The 19375-nt window shown below is 70.9% G+C and carries 14 protein-coding genes; 9 read left to right on the top strand and 5 right to left on the bottom strand.

Annotation, left to right across the window (positions count from 1 at the left end; translation table 11 throughout):
- Positions 1-69: 69 nt before the first annotated feature.
- The 4 genes from MXD95_RS04525 (at position 70) to MXD95_RS04510 (ending at position 5489) form a co-directional block, all read left to right on the top strand.
- Entirely contained in the window at positions 70-735 is a 666-nt protein-coding gene (locus tag MXD95_RS04525) for a succinate dehydrogenase cytochrome b subunit (protein ID WP_374121962.1), read from the top strand.
- A gap of 13 nt (positions 736-748) precedes the next feature.
- Entirely contained in the window at positions 749-2686 is a 1938-nt protein-coding gene (locus MXD95_RS04520; RefSeq protein ID WP_250639247.1) for a fumarate reductase/succinate dehydrogenase flavoprotein subunit, read from the top strand.
- A gap of 121 nt (positions 2687-2807) precedes the next feature.
- On the top strand, positions 2808-3554 hold the full coding sequence (locus MXD95_RS04515; RefSeq protein WP_250639246.1) for a succinate dehydrogenase/fumarate reductase iron-sulfur subunit: 747 nt from the start codon (positions 2808-2810) through the stop codon (positions 3552-3554).
- A 504-nt stretch (positions 3555-4058) separates the two neighbouring features.
- Positions 4059-5489, top strand: a complete 1431-nt coding sequence (locus tag MXD95_RS04510; RefSeq protein WP_250639264.1) for an FAD-dependent oxidoreductase — start codon at positions 4059-4061, stop codon at positions 5487-5489.
- Between the two features lie 139 nt (positions 5490-5628).
- Here MXD95_RS04510 and MXD95_RS04505 read toward each other — a convergent pair whose 3' ends face one another.
- The 3 genes from MXD95_RS04505 to MXD95_RS04495 all read right to left on the bottom strand — a co-directional run bounded on the left by MXD95_RS04505 (position 5629) and on the right by MXD95_RS04495 (position 11595).
- Positions 5629-7062 carry a hypothetical protein gene (locus tag MXD95_RS04505; RefSeq protein ID WP_250639245.1) on the bottom strand — a complete coding sequence of 478 codons (1434 nt, stop codon included), beginning with the start codon at positions 7060-7062 and terminating at the stop codon, positions 5629-5631.
- Positions 7063-7144: 82 nt separating this feature from the next.
- Positions 7145-9259 carry a DUF4012 domain-containing protein gene (locus tag MXD95_RS04500; RefSeq protein ID WP_250639244.1) on the bottom strand — a complete coding sequence of 705 codons (2115 nt, stop codon included), beginning with the start codon at positions 9257-9259 and terminating at the stop codon, positions 7145-7147.
- Between the two features lie 149 nt (positions 9260-9408).
- On the bottom strand, positions 9409-11595 hold the full coding sequence (locus tag MXD95_RS04495; protein ID WP_250639243.1) for a tyrosine-protein kinase domain-containing protein: 2187 nt from the start codon (positions 11593-11595) through the stop codon (positions 9409-9411).
- A 117-nt stretch (positions 11596-11712) separates the two neighbouring features.
- Here MXD95_RS04495 and MXD95_RS04490 point away from each other — a divergent pair, with 117 nt between their 5' ends.
- The gene (locus tag MXD95_RS04490) at positions 11713-13788 is read left to right on the top strand and encodes a nucleoside-diphosphate sugar epimerase/dehydratase (RefSeq protein WP_250639242.1); all 2076 of its coding nucleotides are present in this window, start codon (positions 11713-11715) and stop codon (positions 13786-13788) included.
- Between the two features lie 28 nt (positions 13789-13816).
- Here MXD95_RS04490 and MXD95_RS04485 read toward each other — a convergent pair whose 3' ends face one another.
- Complete coding sequence (locus MXD95_RS04485; RefSeq protein ID WP_250639241.1) at positions 13817-14866, bottom strand: NAD-dependent epimerase/dehydratase family protein; 1050 nt, start codon at positions 14864-14866, stop codon at positions 13817-13819.
- 225 nt (positions 14867-15091) lie between these two features.
- Between MXD95_RS04485 and MXD95_RS04480 the strand changes: the two genes are divergently transcribed.
- The 3 genes from MXD95_RS04480 to MXD95_RS04470 all read left to right on the top strand — a co-directional run bounded on the left by MXD95_RS04480 (position 15092) and on the right by MXD95_RS04470 (position 17395).
- Complete coding sequence (locus MXD95_RS04480) at positions 15092-15832, top strand: NeuD/PglB/VioB family sugar acetyltransferase (RefSeq protein WP_250639240.1); 741 nt, start codon at positions 15092-15094, stop codon at positions 15830-15832.
- Between the two features lie 159 nt (positions 15833-15991).
- The gene (locus tag MXD95_RS04475; protein ID WP_250639239.1) at positions 15992-16747 is read left to right on the top strand and encodes a tyrosine-protein phosphatase; all 756 of its coding nucleotides are present in this window, start codon (positions 15992-15994) and stop codon (positions 16745-16747) included.
- 111 nt (positions 16748-16858) lie between these two features.
- Positions 16859-17395 carry a lytic transglycosylase domain-containing protein gene (locus MXD95_RS04470; RefSeq protein WP_250639238.1) on the top strand — a complete coding sequence of 179 codons (537 nt, stop codon included), beginning with the start codon at positions 16859-16861 and terminating at the stop codon, positions 17393-17395.
- A 30-nt stretch (positions 17396-17425) separates the two neighbouring features.
- Here the strand turns inward: MXD95_RS04470 and MXD95_RS04465 are convergent, their stop codons facing one another.
- Entirely contained in the window at positions 17426-17632 is a 207-nt protein-coding gene (locus MXD95_RS04465) for an RNA-binding S4 domain-containing protein (RefSeq protein ID WP_250639237.1), read from the bottom strand.
- Between the two features lie 129 nt (positions 17633-17761).
- On the opposite strand from MXD95_RS04465, the gene MXD95_RS04460 reads away from it, so the two are divergent.
- A complete protein-coding gene (locus MXD95_RS04460) occupies positions 17762-19333 on the top strand; it encodes a PucR family transcriptional regulator (protein WP_462165502.1) in 1572 nt (523 codons plus the stop codon).
- Positions 19334-19375 lie beyond the last annotated feature (42 nt).

Below are 19375 nucleotides of genomic sequence, written 5' to 3'. Positions count from 1 at the left end.
GTAACAACTCCGACGCGACCGGCGCCGCCAGCACGCCCAGCGCGTCCCGCACGGTCCTCCTTCGCCCCGTTGAACTTCTGGCGTTCAACGATCGGCAAGAAGACCGTGATGGCCGTCACCGGCCTGCTGATGCTGCTGTTCCTGATCGTTCACATGCTCGGGAACCTGAAGATCTTCTATGGCCGAGATGACTTCGATCACTATGCCGGCTGGCTCCGCACGATCGGGGAACCGGTCCTACACGGAGCATGGTATCTGTGGATCCAGCGCTTCGTCCTCCTCCTGGCCGTTGTCCTGCATGCGACATCCGCGTACCAGCTCAGCCGACGTGATCTCAAGGCCCGACCCACCAAATACGCGCACCACCAAAGGGCCCAGGCCGGTTACGCTACGCATGTCATGCGTTACGGCGGCATCACGCTGGCGTTGTTCATCATCTACCACATCCTCGACTTCACCACGCTCACGCTGAACCGCCATGGTGTCGAAGGCGCCGCCTACGACAACGTGGTGTCCAGTTTCAGTGTGTGGTGGGTCACCGCGATCTACATCGTCGCGATGATCTGCCTGGGACTGCATATCCAGCATGGTTTCTGGAGTGCGGCGCAGACCCTGGGGCTGAATCGACCGAGCCGTGACCGCGCCGTCCGTGGGCTGGCCACAGGACTGGCCGTGCTGCTCACCGTGGGATTCCTGATCGTTCCGGTGGCAGTCCTCGCCGGCCTGGTGGACTGAGAAGAAGGCTGACATGACGTTCTACAAGCTCGGCGACGACATCGCCGACACGTGCGCCCCGGACGTCCCGATCGAGCAGCGCTGGGACAAGCGCCGCTTCGACGCCAAGCTCGTCAACCCGGCCAACCGCCGCCGCCACTCCGTCATCATCGTGGGCACCGGTCTCGCCGGTGGCGCCGCCGGCGCCACCCTGGCCGAGCAGGGCTATAACGTCATCCAGTTCTGCTACCAGGACTCGCCGCGGCGCGCGCACTCCATCGCCGCGCAGGGTGGCATCAACGCGGCGAAGAACTACCGCAACGACGGCGACTCCGTCTACCGGCTGTTCTACGACACGGTCAAGGGCGGTGACTTCCGTGCCCGGGAGTCCAACGTCTACCGGCTGGCGCAGACGTCCACGCAGATCATCGACCAGTGCGTGGCGCAGGGCGTGCCGTTCGCCCGCGAGTACAGCGGTCTGCTCGACACCCGCTCGTTCGGTGGTGTGCAGGTCGCCCGGACCTTCTACGCCCGGGGCCAGACGGGGCAGCAGCTGCTGATCGGCGCCTACCAGGCGCTCTCGCGCCAGATCGACGCCGGCAACGTCGAGATGCACGAGCGCACCGAGATGCTCGACCTGATCGTGGTCGACGGCCGCGCGCGTGGCATCGTCGCCCGCGACCTGGTCACCGGGCAGATCTCCACATACCTTGCGGACGCGGTCGTGCTCGCCACCGGCGGCTACGGCAACGTGTTCTACCTGTCGACGAACGCCAAGAACTCGAACACGAGTGCCATCTGGCGGGCGCACCGGCGCGGCGCGTACTTCGGTAATCCGTGCTACACGCAGATTCACCCGACCTGCATTCCGCGTTCCGGTGACTACCAGTCGAAGCTCACCCTGATGAGTGAGTCGCTGCGTAACGACGGCCGGATCTGGGTACCGAAAAACGCCGGCGACACCCGCTCCCCCGACCAGATTCCCGAGGCCGAACGCGACTACTACCTCGAGCGGATCTACCCGGGATTCGGTAACCTGGTACCCCGCGACATCGCCTCGCGCGCCGCGAAGAACCAGTGCGACCTCGGCCGCGGCGTCGGCCCTGGCGGTCTCGGCGTCTTCCTCGACTTCGCCGACGCCATCCGGCGCCTCGGTGAGGACAAGGTCCGCGAGAAGTACGGCAACCTGTTCGAGATGTACGACCGCATTACCGGCGAGGACCCGTACAAGGTTCCCATGCGGATCTACCCCGCCGTCCACTACACGATGGGCGGCCTGTGGGTGGACTACGACCTGCAGAGCACCATTCCGGGTTGCTTCGTCGTCGGCGAGGCGAACTTCTCCGACCACGGCGCGAACCGGCTCGGCGCGAGCGCCCTCATGCAGGGCCTGGCCGACGGCTATTTCGTGCTGCCGCCCATGCTCGGCAACTACATCGCGTCCAACAAGTTCGACAAGGTCACCGAGGCGCACCCGGACGTCGTCGAGACCGTCAACGAGGCGACCGGCCGACTTACCAAGCTGCTCTCGGTCAACGGCGAGCGCACGGCGGACTCGTTCCACCGCGAGCTCGGCGAGATCATGTGGGACGAGTGCGGCATGGCCCGCAGCGAGGACGGCCTGCGCAAGGCACTCGGCCGTCTGCCGGAACTGCGCGAGGAGTTCTGGCGCTCGGTGAAGGTGCCCGGCAACGGCAACCAGGTCAACCAGAGCCTCGAGCGGGCCAACCGGGTCTCGGACTTCCTCGAGCTCGGCGAGCTCATGTGCGTCGACGCGCTGCACCGCGAGGAGTCCTGCGGCGGTCACTTCCGGGTGGAGAGCCAGACACCCGACGGTGAGGCCCGCCGCGACGACGACCGCTTCGCCTACGCCGCAGCCTGGGAATTCAACGGCACCGGCGAGCAGCCGACCCTGCACCGGGAGAACCTGACCTTCGACTACGTCCACCTCGCCCAGCGCAACTACGCGTGAGGCCAACGACGCGTGAGGCAGGGACCCGCGACGTGACAGCAGCGACGGGCTCTCCCTTCCTGCACGGCTTCCTAGCCGATTTCCTATCCGATCACGACAGCGACAGCGCAAGGAGCGGAACGTGAAGCTCACCCTGCGGATCTGGCGCCAGGCCGGCCCGGCCGAACCCGGCCGCATGGTGGCCTACGAGGTGCCGGACGCCAACCCGGACATGTCCTTCCTCGAGCTGCTCGATGTGCTCAACGAGCGACTCACCCTCGAGGGTGACGACCCGGTGACCTTCGACCACGACTGTCGCGAGGGCATCTGCGGCGCCTGTGGCGTGGTCATCAACGGGCAGGCGCACGGGCCGCGCGAGCGGACCACCACCTGCCAGCTGCACATGCGTGAGTTCTCCGACGGTGACGTCATCGACGTCGAGCCATGGCGCTCGGTCGCGTTCGGCGTCGTCAAGGACCTGATGGTCGACCGCTCGGGCCTCGACCGGATCATCCGAGCCGGCGGCTACATCAGCGTCAACACCGGAAGCGCCCCCGAGGCGCACGCCACCCCGGTGCCCAAGCCGATCGCGGACACCGCGTTCGACAACGCCACCTGCATCGGCTGCGGCGCCTGCGTCGCGGCCTGCCCGAACGGCGCGGCGATGCTGTTCGCCTCGGCAAAGGTGACGCATCTCAACAGCCTGCCGCAGGGCGCCCCCGAGCGCACCGAACGCGTTCTCAACATCGTCGAGGCGATGGATGCCGAAGGCTTCGGTGGCTGCACCAACACCGGCGAGTGCACCGTGGCCTGCCCGAAGGGCATCCCGATGGACAGCATCGCCACGCTCAACCGCGAGTACCTGCGCGCCTCCCTCGGCCGCAAGTAGCCCCGCGGCCCGGTGAGGGCCAGCCGACTGCCGCTCGCCGGCTGCCGGCGGGGCCTCACCGGATCGGTGGGCCGGCGGATCGGCGGGCCGGCGGCGCGCGATGCACAAGGGCACCGACGTCTGCCCTGGGGACGATCATTTCCGTCGTCCCCAGGGCAGACGTGCCTGCATCGCGGGCCCACCGCCCACATCTCCCACCGCGCCACCGCGCCACCGCCAGCCGGGCGATCTCCCTCACCCGCCCCCTTGAACGGACGGACGGTGACGGATGCGGGAGATAGATCGCGCCTAGCCCCCGCCCGCAGCTCGAGATCACTCTCCGCGACGACCATACGGCCTGCCACGCGCTCCGCGGGTACGACGACTGTGCGACAGGCTCGAGTTCCATGTGGGCAACGGAGGACAATGGTGCGAGTGGATGGTGGAGCGCACGATGCACCCGGGAACACCCGCACACCCAGGAACACCGGCGCACCCGATCAGGTCGCGGTCGTGGGCGGTGGGATGGTCGGGCTGTGTGTGGCCTGGTTCCTGCAGGAACGCGGCGTGCGGGTCACGGTCTTCGACCGGGATTCACTGACCACCGGGCCTGACCCAGCCGGCTCGGGATCGTCCTGGGGGAACGCCGGATGGCTCACCCCGGGGCTGGCCACGCCGCTGCCGGAGCCGGCGGTTCTGCGTTACGGGCTGCGGGTGCTGTGGCGTTCCGACTCCCCGGTGTACGTCCCGCCGGTGGCGGACCCGGGGCTCGCGCGCTTTGTGGCCGGGTTCGTCCGGCACAGTACGCACCGTCGCTGGCAGGCGTCGATGCGGGCGCTCGCCCCGTTGACCACCACCGCTCTCGAGGCGTTCGACCTGCTCGCCGCGGGTGGCGTGAGTGCTCCGACCCGGGCGGCCGCGCCGTTCCTTGCCGGCTATCGGGAACGCGCCGACCTCGACGCGCTGCTGCGCGAGCTCGAGGAGGTGCGTGCGGCGGGGCAGCCGGTGGACGCCGAGATCCTCGATCCGCTCGCCGCTCGCGACCTTGAACCTCTGCTGGGTGAGCAGGTCCGGCACGTTGCCCAGGTGCACGGGCAACGGTTCTGCGAGCCGGGACGCTACGTGGCCGCGCTCGTCGACGCGGTGCGGGAACGCGGTGGACTCGTGCACGAGCGCACGGCGGTCGAGGCGGTGCACACGTCCGCCAGCGGTGTCGAGGTACACGGCGTTCAGGTACGCGGTGTTCAGGTACGCGGTGGTGAGGTACGCGGTGGTGAGGTACGCGGTGTGCACCTGCTGGATGGGCCTGGTGCTGGCACCGGTGACGGCGCAGGCGGCCATGTTTCGGGAGGGTCGCTCGACGTTTCCACCAGTGACGCAACGGGTGGGCGGGCAGTCGGCGAGCCTGGAGCGGACCGGCACACGGGCGGTGGGCATGCGGGCGGTGGGCGCTTCGATGCGGTGGTGTTGGCCACCGGAGCGTGGCTGCCTCGGCTGGCCAGGACGTTCGGGGTACGGGTGCCGGTGCAGGCCGGGCGCGGGTACAGCTTTCACGTCGCGACACCCGAGCCGCCGAGCGGGCCGATCTACTTTCCGGCGGCCCGGGTGGCATGTACGCCGGTCGGAGACGGGCTGCGGATCGCTGGAATGATGGAGTTCCGGCGACCGGACGCTCCGTCGGACCCGCGGCGGATCCAGGCCGTGGTGGAGGCCAGTCGCGGTCTGCTGGCCGGTGTTGATCTCGAAGTTCGCACCCACGAATGGGTCGGGCCACGGCCCTGCACGCCGGACGGGTTGCCGCTGATCGGCCGGACCTCGTCACCACGGGTCTTCGTCGCCGGCGGGCATGGCATGTGGGGTGTCACGCTGGGCCCGGTGACCGGACGGCTGCTCGCCGATGCGGTCGTGACCGGAACACCCGCCGCCGCGCTGACCCCGTTCGATCCATTGCGCTGAAATCTGCCGCCGGGCCGGGCCTGGTGGTGGCCGGCGCGGGTCGTACTGGTCCGCGCCGGCCACCTGGTGGTCAGCCGATATTCGGTCAGTGCTGACCGACGGTGCACTGCCGGGTCAGGAGATGCGGTGAGGCGCCGGATCAGGCCTCGGTGCGGGTGACAGCGCTGGGGACGGCAACCGTGGTCCGCCGCCGACGGGCGGCGACCCGCAGCAGCACACCGCCGCCGAGCAGGGTGACGGCGATCGAGGCCATGGCCCCGGTCTGGACACCGGTGAAGGGCAGGGCGCCGCCGCCGGGAGTAGCGGCACCGGCGCCGAGTCCGGTTCCGGCTCCGGCACCGGCGCCGGCGCCGAACACACCGACACCAAGCCCGGCCGCCACACAGGTCGGACCGTGGTGCCGGTCCTTGTCGCCGCGGTCCCTGTCGCCGTGGTCGTTGTCCTTGTCGGCGAACCAGTCGTCGCCCCTGTCGCCGTCGTTGTGGCCGTCCCTGTGGCCCGATTTGTCGTCATCCAAGGCCGCGGCCTGCGGCTCCCTCAGGCCATCCCGGCCATCCCTGAAATCCCTGCTGTCCCGGCCATCTTTGAAATCCCTGCTGTCCCGGCCATCTTTGAAATCCCTGCTGTCCCGGTCGTCTTTGAAATCCCTGCTGTCCCGGTCGTCCTTGACATCCTTGATGTCCTTGCCGTTCCTGCCGTTCTTGTCGGCGAAGCCGCCGAAGCAGCCCTCGTCGCCGACACCGCCATCAGAATCGTCGTCGTGACGGTGGTGGTGCCTGCCGTCCTTGTCGAGGAAGGTGCCGATGAAGTTGGCGACCCAGCCCGGGTCGAACGGCAGGCCTTCGATGCCGTCCTTGCCGAAGCCGATGGCGGTGACCGAGTCGTTGACGATGCGGTAGCCGTGCAGGCCCCTGCCACTGGCCGCCAGATTCTGCTGGCCGGCGATGGGAAGGTTCAACGGCAGGCTGAAGATGCCACGGCGGCCCACGATCGCCCTACCCCGCGGTTCACCGTTGATAGTGATCCCAACGATGCTGCCCGGCACGAAACCGCCACCGCTGAAGATGATGCTCTCACCAGCGAGCACCACGGACTTGCTGACGGAACCAGTCCCGATCGACCCGCCGGCCCCGATCGACCCGCCGGCCCCGATCGGCTCGCTGCTCGCGGACGGCGGATAGGGCGTGCCCGGATCACCCGGATCACCGGGGTCACCCGGATCACCGGGGTCACCGGGGTCACCCGGATCACCAGGGTCATCGGGGTCACCGGGGTCACCGGGGTAGCCCGGATGGCCCGGCTTGTCGTCCCTGAAGATCGGCTTGTCGAAAATTGACTTATCGAAGATCGGCTTGTGGGTCCGGTCAGGCCAACCGGGGCCACCCCGACCGCCGGGCTGACCCGGCCCGCCGGGATCAGTAGGCAGATCCGGACCGCCAGGCGGACCGACGGCGGGGAGGTCGATGTTCGGTGGATTGACGACGGGTGTGTCGAGAGCAATTGCCGGAGGCGCCGCCAGGGTGGCGAGCGTGCCGCCGGCCAGCACTGCGACTCCGAGGGGTCGGAACTTCATACAGGCACTCTCCCTGCAGATGATCACGCCAAGTAGATGAACGAGTGATGTCACGGAGAGTACCCATGGCTACTCTCCGTGTCTACGACCCCTGGCGCCGATCGATAGCTCTACGTGACCACGGGGGGGCGACCCGAACCCCCTGGACAAGAATCTGCTCGGGAAAGGGCAGCGGCTGCGGACGGACGGCGACCACCGGTTCGGCGTGCGGCTCGAGCACCTTGAGCACGAGAGTGCGGGTCTGACCGCGATCGAGGGTCAGATAGGTGGAGACGACCGGCAGACCGTTCTCGGTGCCGGCATCCATGGCGATGTAGTGGCCGTCGAGCCGGGCACCGGCGAACAGGCTGCCGCGACCGGTGTAGATCGACAGCCAGATGTTGTTCTGCGCGAGGGGATTGCCGTCGGAGTTCTCCTCGTCTCCCCGGTTGCGGACGTAGGCCGACAGCCCGTCCGGGGCGGTGTTGGTCAGCTTGACCACGATCGTCACGGCGCCGGCGCCGCCCGGCATAGGCCGAACCTGATAGCTGACCCGCCGTCGCAGCCAGTAGTCAAGCTTGCTCGCCGCCGCATTCTGCGTGACCACAGCAAGGTAGGGCTCGTTGCCGGTCGGGAGCGCGCCACCCAACGCCGTTCCAGAAAGCGCGTCCTGTTCATCGGCGTGGTTGCTTGACACCAGCAGACGCCCTTCCTGGGCTGCCTGTGTCAAGGCGCTGAGCAGCTTCGTCGTGTTACCGCTGCCGGATTCGACCGCGGCATAGGCGGCCTGACCGACCTCAGCGAAGAACCGGTCGCGGCCGGCGACGGTCGGGATGGTCGCATACGCCTTCGACTCGACCAGATCGACGAGGTTACCCGCGGTTACTACCTGGCCATCCGGAAGCACTGCCGACCGGCTTGCCCTCAGCAGGTAGGCCAGCGCCGTCGGGTCGAGACTGATCGTGCCGTCCACCTTGACGCCCGTTCCGGCCTTGTACAGGCCGGTGTAGAGCCGCCCGGCGGTCGGGTAGTCCGGGGTCAGGTTCGCGTTCGCCCACACCCGGTCCGGCCAGAACGCTCCGTAGCGCGCCGCGAACGAGCCGTTCAAGGCAAGGACCGGACTCGCCTGGGTCGGCCCGCCCGGCAGCGAACCGTTCCCCGAGATGCCACTCAGCGTCAGCTGCCCGCCCTGCGCCGTAAGGAGACCGAACCCGCCGATGATCCCGCCGTTCGCCCGGGACTCGGCCGGGTTCTGCACGATCAGCAGGTAGCGCCGCGGCCGGTCGGCGCCGAGCATCCCCGGGCCGATCCGTGCCGCCAGGCTCACGGTGTCCAGCGCCCCCGCGAGGCGTTCCCCGCGGTCCACGACTTCCGCGCGGGCCGCGCTGACGCCGGTGACCCGGCCGATCCACCCGCAGTCCGGGGCTGCCTGCGCCGCCGCCCGCAGCGCATCGAGCGCGGCCGCGGCGCGCTGCGCCGGCGCACGCGCCCCAGCCAGCGCGTTCACATTGATGGTCAGCTGGTGCCGCAGCCGGGCCGGGTTAAGGCCATCACCCAGATCGGCCACGGCCGGCAGGCCGGTGTCCGTCATAGTGCCGAACGCCCGTGCCAGGACCGACGCCGAGCGCAGCGGGCAGCCCGCCCAGGGCAGGTGCCCGAACACCGACCACACAGGGTCGGCCGTCAGTGACCGAGCGGACCGGGCCCGCGTACCGATCGCCGCGACCTGGGCACGCAGCTCCGCCTGCGCCGGGATGTCTCCGGTCAGCACCTGTCGCTGGAGCACGGCGATGCGCGAACGCGCCTGGTCGAGCTGCTCGCGGGCCAGCAGCGCGTGCACCGCCACCCAACCGACCAGGCCCGCGACCACGACCACCAGAGCGGCGGCGCTCCCCACCAGCTGCCGGTGCCGATGCCCCCAGCCCTCGGCAGCTCCGGCCGCCGTCGCATCGGCCGCCCCGCCGCCATCACCCTGCCGGTCATCACTGCCATCCCGGCCCGCACTGCCATCCCGGCCCGCACCGCCATCCCGGCCCGCACCGCCCCTGCGACTCACAACGCCGTCCAGGCTGATGTCGCCCTGAGCGCTGCGCTCCGCGGACGGTTGACGCGGGATGAGACGGGTCACGTCCCGGTCGGTGAGTGCGGCCGAGCCGGTGGACCCGGTCAGATGGGTGAGGGCGGTCACGTCGGTCGGCGCGGCCGGATCAGTGGGCACGGCCGGGTCGACGGACGACCTGACCTCGCCATCCGAATCTGTGAAATCCGAATCTGTGACGTGCGGATCTGTGACGTGCGGGTCTGTGACGTGCGGGTCAGCTTCCGGTGCGGTCGTGGACTGGTCTGTTCCCCCCGATTCCTGCGCCGTCACCGAGGGGACGGTGGGCGGGCGCTGTCCCGCCCACCGACCGCCGCGCCAGGATGCGGGGACCGTCCGTCACCGCCTGCGCCGCCATCTGCACCGCCGCCGGTCGGCCGCTTGTCCGGGTCCACGCCGGCGTCGTCCGTCGTCCGCGCGCGCGCATCGCCGCCCGAATCCAGCTCGTCCGTACTCGCCCGCGCCCGATCACCGCGCCGCCCCCCGAGCCTCGACCGTCCGCCCGGAGCCACCTTCGCCGATGCCCGGCTGGTGCCGGCCCCCCGCGGGCGCTCGGCCTCGATCGGCTCCCGCGCCGACGGCACCGCCACGGCGCCCGCCGCGCTACGGCGCCCGCCCACCCCGGCCCGGTCATCGACGTGGCGCCCCAGGCCGGCCGCCTCGCGCCCGGGGCCGGGCTGGCCGCCGTCGGAGGTGACGGTGGCTGTGTCGACCAGCTCGCCGTCGTCGGCCCCGAGCTCCGTCTCCACCTCCGTGAACTCCTCGTCGCTGAGGCCGACGTCAGTGGCGAGAGGCTCGTCCGTGGGCAAAGGTCCGTCGGTGGACAGGCCATCCCTGGCAGGCAGGCCATCCCTGGCAGGCAGAGCGTCCCTGGCAGGCAGGCCATCCCTGGCAGGCAGAGCGTCCCTGGCCGCCCCGAAGTGATCGGCCCGGGCGGGTTCGCTCCGAGCCGGGACGATCTCCGCGTCACCGCCCAGGACGGTGGGCGCGTAGCGGGCCGGCCGGGTTGGGCGGATGCCCGCGTCCGTGGCGGCGTCCCGCCGCGCGCGGGCCCGCTCGGCACCCCGGGTATGCCGGCCGTGCGGAGCGTAGCTGCTGTACTGGCCGTAGTAGTAGGCGTCCGGGCCCTTGGCCGGGACCATGTTGAGGACGGTGCCGACCATCCGCGCGTCGACGGCGCGCAGCGCGTCGGCGGCTCGGCGCAGTTGCTCGCGGCGGGTCTTACCGATCCGGGCGACCAGCAGGACACCGTCGGCGCGGCTGGCGAGCACCGCGGCGTCGGTGACGGGCAGCAGCGGTGGCGCGTCGATGAGCACGAAGTCGAACCGGGCGTGCAGGACGTCGAGCAGGTCGGCCATGTTGCGCGAGCCCAGCAGCTCGCTGGGGTTGGGTGGGACCGGGCCGGAGGCGAGCACCTCGATCCGCCCGGAGCCGACCCGGCCCTCACCCCACGGCTGCAGCACGTCGTCCAGGTCGGCAGCGCCGATGAGCACGGAGGTCAGTCCCGCCGCCGACTCGACGCCGAGGTAGGCCGCGAAGGACGGGCGACGCAGGTCGCCCTCGATCAGGCAGACCCGGTGGCCGCTCTGCGCCAGGCTGATCGCCAGGTTGCAGACGGTCGTGGTCTTGCCCTCTCCGGGCACCGCACTGCTGACGATGATCGAGCGCGGGTCGGCGTCGACGTCGACGAACTGCAGGTTGGTCCGCAGCTGGCGGAAGGCCTCGGCCCGGGCAGAGTGCGGCCGGGCACTGGTGATCAGCGGATGCTGGACCGTGTCCGCATCAAAGATGATCATTGCGAGGTTCGGCAGATCGGTGGCCTCGCGCGCGTCCTCCTGGCCGGTGAGGCTGGTATCCAGGCGGAAGCGCAGCACGGCCGTGCCGATGCCGAGGATCAGACCGAGCAGGATGCCCAGCGCGTAGTTGCGGGTGGGCTGCGGCGACACGGGCGAGGTGGGCTGCTTCGGCCGCTCCCAGACTCTCACCCGCACCGTCGGCGGCCGATCCTCCTCGGGGGGCGCCTCGATCTGGGAGACGGCCTTCGAGAACTGCTCACCCACGGCGTTCGCGATCGACCGGGCCAGGCGCGGGTCCCGGTCCCGCACGGTGGCCTTGAGCAACACCGTGTCCGGCACCGCCGCCGCGGTGATCTTCTTACGCAGCTCCTCCGGCGTGGTGCGCAGGTGCAGCGTGGTGATGACCGCGGCAGCCACCCGATCGCTGGCCACCAGGTTGGCATAGGACTTGACCCGCTGCTGGGACAGCAGGCTGCCCTGGTAGGCGGACGCGGCGCCCTCGGCGTTGTCCGGCGAGGAGACGACCATGGTCACCGATGCGGCGTACACCTTCACCGAGCGCCATGTCAGAACACCGGCGAGTCCACCACCGAGCGCCACGACGGCGAGTATCAGCATCCAGCTGCGGCGAAGGACGCGGACATAGTCGCGCAGTTCCACTCGTCGACCACCCTCCCGGGACGAACATCCCGACCACCCGCTGTCATCGAGGACCACCTCAACATACTTGATGGGTAGCGATTATTTTACTCTCCGTTACGTTTACTCTATGGCCTCATGTGGAGACGTAGAGTAGACGTCACGGTGGATGGCCGGTGGACGGCACACCTGGCCCGGCGCGTGTCGCGCCTCGACCTGCGTAAGCGGGTCGGGTTGCAGATCACCCTCGACAGCCTGGCGATGGTCCTCGGACTCACCGCGGCGCAGATCGGCCGGTTCGACCGCACCCTCGGCGCCCTGTCCAGCCTCAACTTCTGGGTGATCTGCGCACTCGCGGTCTGCCTGCTCCACTTCCTCGGCACGGCCCTGCACCTCTACCTGGGGCGCTACCGCTTCGGCGGGTTCGAGGAGGTCCTCGGCCTGCTCGTCGCGGTGGTCCTGACGATCGTCGGAGTACTCGTCGTCATCGCCGCGTTCGGCTCGCCCCGGCCGATACCGCTGAGCGTCCCGCCCCTGGGCGGCACGGTGACCCTGGTGGTGATGTTCGGGGTGCGCTACTCGTGGCGTCTCGTCGAGGAACAGCTGCGCCGCCCCGACCGGGCCCGCGCCGAGCCCCTGCTCGTCTTCGGTGCCGGGCAGGGAGGCGAGAGCATCCTCGCGGCGATGCTGCGCACCGTGGACAGTCCCTACTATCCGGTCGCCCTGCTCGACGACGACCCCAAGCTGCACAATCTGCGCCTGTTCGGCGTCCCGGTCCGCGGCGGACGGCAGGCGATCGCCCCCGCCGCGGCCGCCAGCGGCGCCCGCACGCTGCTGGTGGCCATTCCCAGCGCGAACGCGGCCCTGCTCCGGGAGATCACCGGAATCGCCGAGGAGGCCGGGCTTGCCGTGAAGGTCGTGCCTCGAGTGGGCGACCTCATCGACGGACGGGTCGGCGTCGGCGACATCCGCGACCTCGACCTTGCCGACCTGCTCGGCCGGCGTCAGATCTCCACTGACATGACCGCCGCCGCGAGTTACCTGAGCGGGCGCCGCGTGCTGGTCACCGGTGCCGGCGGCTCCATCGGCTCGGAGCTGTGCCGGCAGATCGCCGCGTTTGCCCCGGCGGAGCTCATCATGCTCGACCGGGACGAGTCAGCGCTTCGAGCCGTCCAGCTGTCGATCTCCGGGCAGGCGATGCTCGACGACGAGTCGATCGTGCTCGGTGACATCCGCGACGTCGACCTGATGACCAACCTGTTCGAGCAGCGGCGCCCGCAGGTCGTCTTCCACGCCGCGGCCCTCAAGCACCTGCCCCTGCTCGAACGCTTCCCGGGCGAGTCCGTGCAGACCAATGTCTGGGGCACGCTGACCATCCTGCGCACGGCCGCGGCCTGTGGCGTCGACCGCCTGGTGAACATCTCCACCGACAAGGCGGCCAATCCCGCAAGCGCCCTGGGCTACTCCAAGCGGATCACCGAGCGGCTCACCGCGCACGTCGCCGATGAGGCGGCCGGGACGTTCGTCAGCGTCCGATTCGGCAACGTGCTGGGCAGCAACGGCTCCGTACTGACGGTCTTCGCCGGCCAGCTCGCCGCCGGCGGACCGCTCACCGTCACCCATCCCGACGTCACCCGTTACTTCATGACGATCCCCGAGGCCGTTCAGCTCGTCCTGCAGGCCGGCGCGTTCGGCGCGCCCGGGGAGGCGCTCGTGCTCGACATGGGCGAGCCGGTACGCATCGCCGACGTCGCCCGACGCCTGGCCGCTCGCGAGCCACGGCCGGTGGACATCATCTACACCGGGCTGGTCGCCGGTGAGAAACTGCACGAGGAGCTCCTCGGCGACGGCGAGTCCGACCGTCGGCCGTGCCATCCGCTCATCTCGCATGTGGACGTCCCCGCCCTGGATCCGACCACGGCCCTCGCCCTGGACCCCTGGGCACCCCCCGCCCAGGTCCTCGCCGACCTCATCGAGGTGGCCACCTCCCCCGCCGCCCAGCCCGCCCCCCCGGTCCACCCCGCCACCGCCATCCCCGCCCAGGTCGGCGGGCCCGAGGCGGACCCGGAGCCGAGACGCGGGTCGCCGCCGCAGGCCCCGGGAACCGCTCAGGAGGCGATGCCTGATCCGGCTCCGGCATCCGGCGCGGCGCTGATTCCCCGCCAGTCCCGGCAACAGCATGCCGAACCAGCCCGACGGAGCACGTCCCCCTGACAACCGACCACCGCCTCGCCGGCTCGTCCTACACCACGGAGCCGGCGGCCGACTCGTCAGAGGTGCCGGTGCCGGCGGCGGACCCGGTGCCGGCGGCGGACCCGGTAGCGGCGGCGGACCCGGTAGCGGCGGCGGACCCGGTGCCGGTGGTTTCCGTTCCCCGGTCGAGGTACCAGGCGAGGGTGGCCTCGAGGGCGCTGGCGAGGTCCAGACCGGCGGCATCGGGAAACAGGGCGCGCATCGTCTCCGTCGACGCCTGCGAGTCGCGGACGTCCCCGGAACGGGGGGCATCATGGCGGACGGGAAGCGATCGGCCGAGAAGCCGCTCGAGTTGCCCGATCATCGTGAGCAGGTCGGTGCGCGTACCGAAGGCGATGTTGACCGGGTGCGGATGGCTCAGTCGCCGCAGTGCCGCGTCGCACAGCATCCCGGCGACGTCGGCGACGTAGGTGAAGTCGCGGGTCTGCCGGCCGTCGCCGTGCACCGTCAGTGGCCGCCCGGAGAGTGCGGCCTCGATGAAGGTCGGCACGACCGCGGCATACGGATGCCCCACCGACTGGTACGGCCCGAAGACGTTGAACAGTCGCACGGCGAGCACCGGCAGGCCGAAGCCGGCCTGGTAGCTCAGGGCGTAGCCCTCGGCGGCCAGCTTGGACGCCGCGTACGGGCTGCGCGGGCGACACGGGGCATCCTCGGTGCGCGGCAGCGTTCCACCGGCCCCATACACCGACGACGAGGACACGACGACGACGTGGGTCTCATCCCGCTGGGCGACGTCGAGAACCGTCAGCGTTCCGGTGGCGTTGACGGCGTGGGTCGCCATCGGGTCGAGCAGCGAGCGCTCGACCGAGGGCCTGGCCGCCAGATGCACGATGCTGTCGACACCCGTACAGACCTCTTCGACTGTCGCACGGTCGGTGACGCTGCCGACGACCAGCCGCACGGGCAGGCCGGCGAGGTTCGCCACCGCGCCCGTACTCAGATCGTCGATCACGATCACTTCTGCGCCAGCGGCGAGCAGCGCCCTGGTCAGGTGGGCACCGACGAAGCCGGCACCGCCCGTCACTACTACCTTCACCGATCATCACCCTTCGAGATCATAAGGATGCCGATAGTAGCCGGTCCGGGCCGGGGTCAAGCGCGCCACGCCCCGGACCATCCACCGGGGCCCACCCCACACCGCAAAGATCCCCACCGACCCTGACCGCGCCCGCCCTCCCGCGCCACGGTCGCCACGGTCGCCACGGTCGCCACCCTGAGCATTGAATTGATTGCAATGAGTCGACGTTCTAGTGTGCGTCGCGTGCCGGACACTCCCCGCCCGCTGACGATCGTGGGTGCCGGGGGCCATGGCCGGGAGCTGCTCGACGTGGTCGAGGCCGTCAACGCCGCCAGCTCCCCCGCGCCGTACGCGTTCCTCGGGTTTCTCGACGACGGTCACGGCGGCGATCCGGGCGCCGTGGCCCGGCGCGGCGCTGCCCTGCTCGGCGGTCTGGACCTGCTCGGCAGCCTCGACGCCGACTACCTGATCGGGGTCGAGGACGCCCTGGCCCGTGCCCGCGTCGACCGGTACGCCTCCGTGCACGGGCGGCGCCCCGTCACGCTGGTCCATCCCCGGGCCAGTCTCGGTGGCGACGTCCAGCTCGGCCCGGGCACCGTCGTGTACGCACTCGCCAGCATCACCACGAACGTTCGCACCGGCCGGCATGTGGTGGTCAACATCGGGGCGAGCGTCGCCCACGACTGCCGGCTCGGCGACTACGTCACCCTCGCGCCGGGAGCGCGGATCGCCGGCGGGGTCACCATCGGCGCGCAGGCGTGGATCGGTGCCCAGGCGAGCATCGTCGGACGGCGCCGGATCGGCGAACGGGTGGTGGTCGGGACCGGCTCGGTCGTCACCGACGACATCCGCGCCGTTGCCGTCGTCACCGGCGTGCCGGCCAGGCCCATCGACACCATCGCGGACCATCCGCGCGCCGCGCCCCGACCCCGCGACCCCCCTGCCGGGCGGCGGGATGCCCCGCTACCCGAGCAGCCCGGGTAGCGGGGGAAAGCTGCGCCCGGGTGACCGCCCGGTGACCGTCGACGTCGGTACCCCGTCCTCGGCACTGCGGCGTCCTCGGCACTGCGGCGGATGCAATTCATCCATAGAAAGCAGGACAAGAACGGGCGACCGGGCGGGCGGGCATCCTAGGATCGATCTGTGGATCGCTGGTTCAACCTCACAGGCTGCGACAACGTACGCGACCTGGGCGGTCTGCCGACCGCCGAGGGCGCGCACACCCGGTACGGCGTCCTGCTGCGGGCCGACTCGGTGCAGATGCTCACCCAGGGTGACGTCTCCCTGCTGCGGGCGACGTTCGGCCTGCGGGCCGTCCTCGACCTGCGGGCGAAGGAGGAGGCCCTTCGAGAGGGGCGCGGCCCGCTCGCCATGGAGGACGTCGCCTACCATCACCTGTCGTTTCTGCCCGGCGAATGGGTGATGCCGGACGATCCGCGTTTTCCCGCGATCGTCCGCGACCTGAACCCGCAGGACCGCGTCGAGCACTACCTCGACTATCTGCGCCTGGCCGGCTCCGCCGTCGCCGAGGCACTGCGGATCCTGGCCCAGCCGGCCACCGGCCCCGCGCTGTTCCACTGCGCGGCCGGCAAGGACCGCACCGGGGTGCTCGCGGCCATGGTGCTCAGCATCGCCGGCGTCGACCGGGCGGCGATCATCGACGACTACACGCAGACCAACGAGCGGATCGACCGTGTCAACGCCCGGCTCGCCGACCGGCCCTCTTATCATCGGCAGGTCAACCCGAACAACTCCGGTCAGCTGTCCTGTCTGCCGGAGGTCATGGCGGGCTTCCTGGATGGCGTCGACGCCGGCTGGGGCAGCCCGGCCGGGTGGGCCCGGGCGGCCGGGCTCGCCGAGTCGGACCTGCGGGCCCTGCGCACCACCCTGGTTGGCTGATCTTCCGCGCCCCGGCCGACCAGCACCGCCGCCCGGCCGCGACGCGGTGCCGAGGGCACGTCTGACGGTCCCCCCTCGCGTCGCGGAATCGGCGAAACGGACAATACGACGATGGGTGACCGGGTGAGCGGACGAACGATCGTCGCCGCCCTGCTGACGGTCCTCGCCGTCTCGACGATGGTGGGCTGCGACGTCCTTCGCCGCCCCCGCCGCGTCCCCGCTGATCTGATACCGGTGTTCCAGGCCGCCGCGGCGGCCTACGGCGGCGGGCTTACCCCGGTGCAGCTCGCGGCGCAGGCGCGGGTGGAGAGCAAGTTCAACCCGCGGGCGGTCTCCCATGCCGGCGCCCAGGGCATCATGCAGTTCCTGCCCAGCACCTGGCAGGAGGTCGGCCTCGACGGTAACCACGACGGCCGGGCCGACCCGATGGATCCGCAGGACGCCATCCCGTCGGCGGCCCGCTACGAGGCACGGCTGGCATCGCTGGTCTCGGGCCTGCCCGGGGACCGCATCTCGCTGATCCTCGCCGCTTACAACGCCGGGCCCGACACCGTGCGCGCCGCGGGTGGCATCCCCGACATCGGTGAGACCCGGCACTACGTCGCGAAGGTGCACAGCTGGGCCGGCACCTACGCCGGACAGCTCTGATCACCCGGCGATCCTGACGGGCCGGGGCTCTCAGCCGACCCGTAGCTCCTCTCCGGGCACCCGCACCTCGTCGCCGGGCAGGAGCTGGCGCCCGCGGCGACTCTCCACCTCGCCGTTGACCAGCACCATGCCCCCGGCCAGCAGTCCCTTCACGTCCGAGCCGACGCCGACGACATCGGCAAGCTTGAGGAACTGGCCGAGCCGGATCGCCTCACCCTGGATACTCACCTGACGCATGCCACCAGCATCGCCCATCGACGCCGCAGCGTCGTCAGGCCCGTCCCCTGCCGAGCTGTCCGGGGCACGCCTGGGCGTTGGCGGCCGCAATCCGACCGCCCCGGGCGCCGCTGAGGCATGCTGACGGGCGTGGCAGGTACCCCCCCGGATCCGTCGGACCCGCCGGACGCGCGGGACACCGACAGTGGTTTCCTGACGGCACCCGGCGAGCTGCCGAACCTCGACGAGCTGCCCGACCAGCGCGTTCCCCGCCTGGACCAGCTGCGGGCGGCAAATACGGGTCCGGGCAGCGCAGATGCAGGCGGCACCGCGGTGGGCGGCCCACCCGCCCGCGGCGGGTTGGTGGGAACGGGTGCGGCGAGCGAACAAGCGGTACGGCGGGTGGAGCTGGCCAGCGGCCTGCTCGCCACCCGCGCGGTCGCCCGGATGCACGAGGTCCTGCCCTGGTTCCCGGCGATGTCGGCCAGCCACCGGGCCGGGATCCAGCTGGTCGTGCAGGCCGGGATCTCCTCCTTCGTCGCGTGGTGCCGCCGTCCCGAACATGCTCGGGAGCTGTCGGAGGACGTCTTCCGGGTCGCGCCGCGCGAGCTGGTGCGCGCGGTGACGTTCCGCCGGCTGGTGGACCTCGTCCGGGTCGCCGTGGAGGCGGTCGAGACCGAGGTGCCCAACCTGGTCGAGCCGCAGGACAACCAGCGGCTCCTCGCCGACGTCCTGCGCTACTCGCGCGACATCGCGTTCGCCGGCGCGGTGGTCTACGCCCGCGCCGCGGAGGAACGCGGCGCCTGGGACGCCCGACTGGAAGCCCTCATCGTCGATCACGTGGTCCGCGGCGAAGCTGATCGGGCGCTGCCGTCGCGGGCTGCGGCGGCGGGCTGGCGCAATCCGCCGGCCGTCACGGTGATCATCGCGCGAGCCGGCGGTGATGCGCCGGAGGTGGTGGTCGACGAGGCCCACCGGCTGGCCCGGCTGACGGGTCTGGAACTGCTCGCCGGAGTGCACCACAACCGACTGGTGATGATCGTCGGCGGAGGATTCGCGGCCACCGACGACGGCATCGGCCGCCCCGAGGACGCGGTGGTGCCCCTGCCCGGCCCGGTCACCGGCAGTGCGGCCGCGGCCCGGGGCGGCGCCTCCGCCCAGGCCGCGGCGACGGCGGCTTCGGGTTCCACGACTGCCTCCGCGCCCGCCCGGCCGGCGATGTCGAAGGCCGACGTGCACACCGCGCTGGATGCGGCGCGTGCCCTGCTGCCGGTCTGCGAGCCGGGGCCGGTCGTCGTCGGTCCGGTGGCCGGCGATCTCACCGGTGCGCCCCGCTCGGCCCGGATCGCGCTGGCCGCCTCCGATGTGGTCGCCGCCTGGCCCGCCGCACCCCGGCCGGTGCGGGCCCGGGCGCTGCTGCCGGAACTCGCGCTCGCCGGCGACGCCGACGCCCGCCGCTCCCTGATCGACGAGGTGTACCGACCGCTGCGCGACGCCGGCACGCCGCTGTTGGAAACGGCGGGAGCCTACCTGGACTTCGGGTCGTCGCTGGAGGCCACAGCACGCGCCCTCTACCTGCATACGAACACGGTGCGTTACCGTCTGCGCAAGGCGGCGGAGGTCTGCGGTCTCGATCCGGCAGACCACCGGGAGCGGTTCATCCTGCATGTCGCGCTCGTGCTGGGCCGACTGGACGGTGTGTCATCTACAGGAGGACCGTGATCGTCGTAGCCGGTCCGTCCCCGGAGCAGCGCACTGCGAAAC

The organism is Frankia sp. AiPa1 (genome assembly GCF_023243075.1).
Classification (GTDB): Bacteria; Actinomycetota; Actinomycetes; order Frankiales; family Frankiaceae; genus Frankia.
This window is presented reverse-complemented; position numbering and strand designations above follow the sequence as displayed.